Origin of the sequence: Corallococcus sp. AB049A (assembly GCF_003668885.1) — a bacterium.
GTDB classification, from domain to species: domain Bacteria; phylum Myxococcota; class Myxococcia; order Myxococcales; family Myxococcaceae; genus Corallococcus; species Corallococcus interemptor.
Genome location: NZ_RAWL01000445.1, coordinates 1 through 6,857, shown reverse-complemented (window position 1 = coordinate 6,857; position 6,857 = coordinate 1). Strand labels below are relative to the sequence as shown.

General features: G+C 69.6%; 6 protein-coding genes. 2 read left to right on the top strand and 4 right to left on the bottom strand.

The genetic code is table 11. The annotated features are described in order from the left end of the window. A partial coding sequence (locus D7X55_RS32950; RefSeq protein WP_147470299.1) for a lantibiotic dehydratase family protein occupies nt 1–2,334 on the bottom strand: 2,334 nt, incomplete at its 3' end. A gap of 75 nt (nt 2,335–2,409) precedes the next feature. Continuing rightward, complete coding sequence (locus D7X55_RS43630; RefSeq protein ID WP_158616316.1) at nt 2,410–2,547, bottom strand: hypothetical protein; 138 nt, start codon at nt 2,545–2,547, stop codon at nt 2,410–2,412. A 222-nt stretch (nt 2,548–2,769) separates the two neighbouring features. On the opposite strand from D7X55_RS43630, the gene D7X55_RS32945 reads away from it, so the two are divergent. Continuing rightward, nucleotides 2,770–4,059: a lanthionine synthetase C family protein gene (locus D7X55_RS32945; protein ID WP_147468481.1), complete on the top strand. Its 1,290-nt coding sequence runs from the start codon at nt 2,770–2,772 to the stop codon at nt 4,057–4,059. A 420-nt stretch (nt 4,060–4,479) separates the two neighbouring features. Then, nucleotides 4,480–4,824, top strand: a complete 345-nt coding sequence (locus D7X55_RS43035; protein WP_158616315.1) for an AgmX/PglI C-terminal domain-containing protein — start codon at nt 4,480–4,482, stop codon at nt 4,822–4,824. A gap of 6 nt (nt 4,825–4,830) precedes the next feature. On the opposite strand, the gene D7X55_RS32935 is transcribed toward D7X55_RS43035, so the two are convergent. Together D7X55_RS32935 and D7X55_RS44895 are read right to left on the bottom strand one after the other, a co-directional pair. After that, on the bottom strand, nt 4,831–6,513 hold the full coding sequence (locus D7X55_RS32935; protein WP_158626460.1) for an AMP-binding protein: 1,683 nt from the start codon (nt 6,511–6,513) through the stop codon (nt 4,831–4,833). After that, a partial coding sequence (locus D7X55_RS44895) for an acyl carrier protein (protein WP_147470298.1) occupies nt 6,510–6,857 on the bottom strand: 348 nt, incomplete at its 5' end. The genes D7X55_RS44895 and D7X55_RS32935, both read right to left, overlap by 4 nt.

Here is a 6,857-nt window from a genome sequence, read left to right as displayed (position 1 = left end):
GGGTGGGCGAGGGGAAACCTCCTTCCGCCCGGCTTCGCGGCCCACGAAGGGGATGATCAGCTCGTGGAGGTACGCGCCTTCAGGGCCCTGGGCGCACAGCTCCCCTGTTGCCGGCCACATCTCCGTCAGGCTCATCACCCGCCGCCGCGCCGCGAGCGCCACGAAGGACTCCACGCAGAGCACATTCTCCAGGTCCACCGGCAGCTCGTTGTCGCCATCCGCGAGCAGGACGAACCTGGGCAGGCCCAGCTGCTTTCGCAGCTCCATCATCCGGCGGACCTGCTCGTGCGCGGGGCCTTGCACCAGCTCCTCCAGCACCTTCGCGCGCAGCAGCCAGCGCGCCCTGGCGAGGACGACACGCCCGGCGACGACCCTCGGCAGGAAGGGCGCGCCTTCCAACGCCCCCCACCTCCAGGTCAGGCTGCCCGCGTGCCCTTCGCTCTGGAGCGCCCCGAGGAACCGGTAGATCGCCAGGTGATGGGGGTACCGGTGCGCGTGGGCCGTCGTCAGGCGGGGGATGATCTCACGGCCCAGCTTGCGGGAACGCAGGACGAGCCGCCCCTCGCGAACGGAGACCAGGAGATCTCCCAGCGGAATCTGGGCTTCAAGCGGCACCGCGGAGCGCCCAAGGTAGGGAATCTCGTAGGCCCGAAGGGCGGGACGCGTGAGGATGTTGCCCACCCGGCCCGCGGGGACGTGGACGACCTCGGCGAAGAGGGCGTCGGGCCGCAGCGCCTCCTCGAGGCGCAGGTGGCGGCGTACGGCGGAGCCGAGCGCCTCGTTCCCATGGCAGAAGCGCCCGAGCAGCCTCACTCCCGAAGGCCCGTCCACCATCCGCACCAGCAGCGAGAAGTCTCCTTGCTGGAGGTTCTCCTCCGAAGCGGCCCCCAGCGTCGCCATCACGAAGAAGGTCTCCGGCAGCGGCAGCCTCTCTGGGGCGGAGAGCGCCTCGACGTCCTTGTCCGTCAGCTCAAGCACCCGGCCTCCGGCCTGGACCACCTGCTGGACCCGGTCCAGGAGCAGATCCCCGGCACGTGACCACTCCGGCGTGTCCTCGGGAGCGCCAGGGAAGGCCAGCCCCTTGAGCAGGGGAGAGCAGCTGGCCTCCGGTCCGCTCGCGGCCTCGAAGCCAATCCCCACGTCCTCGTCGAGCGCCTCGGCCAGCGGCACCTCCTGCTGCTCGTAGCGTCGCAGGAAGTCCTCCTTGAACTTCTGGAGGGGATTGCGCCGCGGGGGGCTGATGCGATGGAGGAGCTCCACGGCGGAGCGCAGCTCGTCCATCACCTCCCGCCCGAGCGTTGCTTCGACCACGGGCTTGAAAAGGTCGACCTGGACGAGCCTGGAAAGCTCCGGCGGTGGCAGCAGCTCCTCCACACACGAGGCGACGGCCCGGTAGCGCGCCTCCGGTTGTCCAAGCCCCGCGGCATCGAGTTCGGCGAGCAGCCCATGAACCCGCTCCAGCTGCCCGGCCTGCCGGGCCGTGGACGGATTCCTCCCGAGCTGCGCGATGGCTTCCCGGAGGGGATCCGGCTGCGTCACGGCCGGGACGAGCTCCGAGACCAGCACCTGGAGGGTGACGAGCTCGTCGATGTACTCGCCCGCCTCCGTGACGCTGACATCACCCTCCCGCTCGGCCAGGGCCTGGGCCAGCTCCTCGCGACGGGCGCCTTCCCGGGCGCGCTCCAGGACGAACTCGAGATAGGGGGTCGCCTCCACGGAGGCGAGCGCGTAGGCCCGCTCCGTGCCTTGCTGAGAGGACTCGACGTACCGGAGCCGTCCCGCCGTGCGGTAGAGGCTGGAGTTGGGGAAATAGCGTGGATGGTGCCTGACCGCGCCTTGCTGTTGCAGGGCGTTGAGGAGCGAGGCCAGGTAGTCCATGTCCAGGCGAGTCTGTCTTTGGTAGGCCCCCCTGCCTTGGAGTGCCAGCCGGGTCTTCTGGCCCAGCTGGCCGACGGAGCACCCGGCGAAGAGCCCGAAAGGGGTTGCGCGCCCCGTCATCCGCGCAAGGTAACGGACGAGGGCGCGCTCCACCTTGCTCCCGCCGGGGCCGTCCGGGGTCCGCAGCCAGGTCTCCAGGCTGGAAACGAGGTTGGACGAGGAGACGAGCAGTGCCTCGTGGACCTCGGGCAGCTCGAGCAGCTCACGAAGCCGGGAGCGCAGACTTCTCCTGGCGGCCTCGATGCGCTCCGCCCATGGCAGCGAGGCGTCCAGCTGGCTCAGCTCAACGCCAGACGCCCACTCGGAGAACACGTGGAGGGGCAGCAGCGGAGTCCGGAGCACGAAGAAGTCCGTGCTCGCACGACGCGGAGGCTCACGCCCGAAGCGGGTCATCATCCGCAACGAGGCTGGCGCACGATGTGCGGTACGCTCGTCATGCGCCAGCCTCCAGTCAAAAGCCTTCGAGTGGGCCTAGAGCAGACAGGTGTCGGACGGCTCGAAGCAGCAATGTCCGCTGGTCGGGTTCGAGGTGTCGGTCTCCGGCGGCATCATGTTCGCCTCCGTGGACAGCTGCTTCTGCGCGAGCATGCGGATGGACTCCTTGCTCACGGTCAGCTTCCTCTGGATCGGCTGAGAACGGGACTCCATATGACAACGCTCCTTGGGGTGAGGGATGTCCTGGGCCGCTCGGCTTGTCCGCACTGACGCCAGGGACACCATGGACAGACGTCTGGACAGCGGCGCTGTCCTAGCAATGCCTGGAACCCATGGCAAGGGCAAGCGGGAAATCAGGCATTGGATGCCAGCGCGGGCTTGATAGTCTTGCATGCAGTGCATCGACAAGATTGGCAGCCCATTCTGGAGGGTGATCAGGCCGCGCGCGCGTGGCAGGTGATCGAGTTCATCACTCGGGATCTCCGGGCGCGCCCGGACACGTATGCGCGTGACTTCTCCCTGTCCCGGGGGATGTCGGGCATCGCCGTGCTGTTTGCCTATCTCTCCCGGGCGGGAGTGGGAGGAGACGCTGGGGAGTTCTCGCTTCAAGCTCTCGAGCGCGCCATGGATGGCGCGGCCAGTACGCCGATGCCCCTGGGCCTCTATTCGGGCCTCACCGGGGTGGCCTGGGCCGCGGAGCACGTGCATCGGTGCCTCTTCGGTCAGGTGCCGGAGGATCTCACGGCGCAGGTGATGGAGCTTGTGTGCGCCCAGCTCGCTGCCCCTGAGTGGGAAGGGGGCCATGATCTCGTCAGCGGACTGGTGGGCCTGGGGGTCTACGGGCTGGAGTACCCGGAGCGCTCCGCCGCGAGAGAGTGCCTGGGGCAGGTCGTGCGGCTGCTGGAGCAGCTGAGCGAGCGCGACGGCCTGGGCGCGCGGTGGTGGACGGTGCCCGGAAAGCAGGCTCCCCACCTGCGCACGCGCTACAACGTGCCCCACCTCAACCTGGGAATGGCGCACGGGTCACCCGGGGTGATCGCCCTGCTGGCAAGGGCTTGCAGTGCCTGGGAGCCGCCGCCGGCGCGGGAACTCATCCGGGACGCGGTCCGGGACCTGCTGCGCGAGAGGCTGCCCGAGGGAGGCGCCTCACGATTTCCCGCGTGGGTCGCCCGGAGCCTTCCCCCGAAGGAGGCACGGGCCGCATGGTGTTATGGCGATCCGGGCGTCGCCGCCGCGTTGCTGTTGGCCTCGCGCGAGCTGGGGGTGCCTGAATGGGAGCAGGAAGCCCTGCTCACGGCCCGTCTGGCCGCGCAGCGCCCCGTGGAGGAGTGCCGGGTCAAGGACGCGCTGGTGTGTCACGGCATGGCGGGGCTCGGGCACGTGTTCAACCGCCTCTACCAGGCGACGGGCGAGCCGCGGCTCCTCGAGGCCGCCCGGGGCTGGTTCTCCCGCACCCTGGACGTGTTCCAGCCGGGGTGCGGAATCGGGGGCTACCAGAGCCTGGAGCTCGAAGGTGCGGCGAGCGAGGCCTGGCAGGATGCTCCGGGGGTGCTGGCGGGCAGCGCGGGGGTGGCGCTCACGCTCCTCGCGGCGACCACCCATATCGAGCCCCATTGGGATCGTATGCTCTTGATGGACCTGCCTCCCGGGCCTCCCGCTGTTGGAGCACCCTCCCGCGAACCCTGAGAGAAACGCCGCATGCCCTCTTTTCCAGAAGAACCACGCGGGTCCGCGCCCTGGCGGCTCGTCCTGGGCGTGTGTCTGCCTTTCGCCGTCCTGTCGGTGGCCGGCTATCTCCTGACCGGCTCATCCGGCGCTTCGCGGGCAACCGAGGCCGAGCCCTCCGCGCCCACGGGCGAGGTGAAGGTGGCGGCGGCCTCCCTCCCGTCGAGTGCTCGCGAACCGCGGGCGGCTCTGCCTCCCGGGACGCCGCCGCCCCCATCCTCCGGCCAGGAAGACAGGCCCTCCGCATCGTCCCCGGCCCCCGTGATGTCCGCGGTCCGCTCCTCCCCGGGGGAGCGTGCCGGGCCTCATGAGGGAGCGCGGCCTCTTGTTCGCGCGGCGCTCCCTCCGTCATCGCCGCCGCCCCCGCCGCCTCCTCCTCCCGTGGAGGGCCGGACGTCCTCGGTCCACACGGGCACGCTGCCTCGCGAGTCCGTAAGGGATGTCATCCAGTCCCTGCGGCCTGGCGTGAAGGCGTGCTTCGAGAAAGCGGCCTCGCGCTACCCCGGGCCCCAGAAGGTGACCGTCGCCTTCACCCTCCAGGGGCAGGGGCTGTCCGGATTCATCGAGGATGAGGAGATCGTCGACTCCACCATTCCGGATCCCTGGTTCCAGGCCTGCTTCGTGGAGGTGCTTCATTCCGCCACCTTCTCGGCGCCGACAGGCGGGACGGTCCGCATCACCTATCCCTTTGTCTATCAGCCGAACCGGGGGGATGGGGGGACCTGAGCCCGCCTAGCGTCCACCGAGCCTGCCCGAGGCATACGCCTCGCGATTGCCCGAGCGCGAGGGCTTTCCAGAGGTGGACTTGATCAGCGAGCCCGGCTCGCAGAGCGCCACGTCCTTGAGACCGAGGCTCAGCCGGAGCGCCACTTCCTGGCGGATGCGGGCCGCCAACGCTCGAGGATCCTCCAGGTCCGGTTCGGGTTCCACACACACCACGACCTCCTCGGTGCCCATCTGCTCGGAGGTGATGCCGAAGGCGACCACGCGGCCCGCCTTGCAGCCAGGGATGGACGCGACGACCTCCTCGATATCCTCCGGGTACAGGTTGGTTCCCCGGTGGATGATGAGGTCCTTCAGCCGCCCCGTGACGAAGAGCTCTCCCTCGGCGAGATAGCCCAGGTCGCCTGTCCGGAACCACCCGTCCTCCGTTCGCGAGACGGCGGTGGCCTCCGGGTTGGCGACGTACCCTTCGAAGAGGCTCGGGCTCCGGATTTCGATCTCTCCGATCCGCCGCTCTCCACGGTGGGAGATCCGCACCTCGCAGCCTGCGATGGGGATGCCACTCGAAGCGAAGACCTTGTCCTCGGCGCTCGGTGGACCGTCCTCCAGCGCTACCGCCTCACCTCCCGTCAGGAGCGGGGCGCGCCGCACCCGGTCGAGCCGCAGGGGGGAGCCCATGGGCGTCTGGGTTATGGCGAGGGTGTTCTCCGCCATCCCGTAGGAGGCCTGGAGCTGGTCCCAGCGGACGCCGTGGGGCCCCATGCGCTCGACAAACCTTGCCAGCGTCACGGGCCGCACCGGCTCACTGCAGTTGATGAAGGCACGCACTCGCCCGAGATCCACGGCGCCCAGGTCTTCGGCGCGTGTGCGCTGGGCCAGCAGCTCGAAGGCGAAGTTCGGCAGCCAGACGAGCGTTCCCGCCGAATCCGCTATCGCCCGCCACAGCGACTGCGGCCGCTGCACCCAATCAAAGGGAGACAGATGGACAGAGGGCACGCCCATGAAGCAGGGCAGGAGCAGGCAGGCCACGAGCCCCATGTCATGGTAGAGGGGCAACCAGCTCACCACCCGGTCTCCCGAGGAGAGATGGATGGCTTGCGCATACGCCCGGACCTGCGAGGCCAGCATGGCGTGCGTGATGGCGACGCCCTTGCGGAGTCCCGTCGTCCCCGACGAGTACTGGAGGAAGGCCACCTTGCCGCCGGAGGCGGGCAGCGGCTCGTCTCCAGCGGGCTCCGCGAGCAGTTCCCGCAGCGGGAAGAGGGCAACCCCGCTGCCGGAGGCAACCCTCCACCCTTGGATGGCCGGGGCCAGGGAGTCCGAATACAGCAGGCACGCCGCGCCGCTGTTCGAGATCAGGGGGCTGAAGCTCGCGAAGAATCGCTCGGTGGGCTGCTTGATGGAGGGATGGGAGTAGATCGACGGGACCGCCTCCGCGAAGAGGGCGCCCAGGAAGGCCAGGGCCTGTTCCCGGGGCGAGGAAGACACAATGACCACGACGTCCTTCGGGGCCACGCCTCGCCGCTTCAGCCCGAGCCCGATGCCGCGCGCCCGCTCCACCAGCTCCGCCCACGTCAGCTCGATCGTCTCGCCCCCCTGCGCCGGAAACCGGAGCGCCCACGCATGACCCTGGGAGCGGCCATGGTGCTCCAGCCGCTCCCTCAACGTCTCTGGGGCCGTGGGAGTCTTCATCCGGGCGGGGTCAGGGCGGCCGCGAGCTTGCGCGGGGTGTTGTGGATGAAGAGGTCCGGGCAGGTGACTCCACATCGCTCCTCGATGGTGGCGATAAGGTGGGCGAGCGCGAACGAGTCGAGTCCCAGTCCCAGGAAGGTCACATCCGGCTCCGCGGTGCGTCCGTCGCCGAGGAGTTCATTCAGGATCCGCTCCAGCACCGGTGGGATCGTCCTGGTGGAGAGCTGCTCCCGCGGGCGACCCTGGAGCCCGGAGGGGGTCCCCGTCTCTTGAGCCGGCGCGGCTTCCTGGGCCGGCGCTCGGGGAAGGCCGGGGGGCTCGCTCGTGAGGAGCTGGGCCAGGGA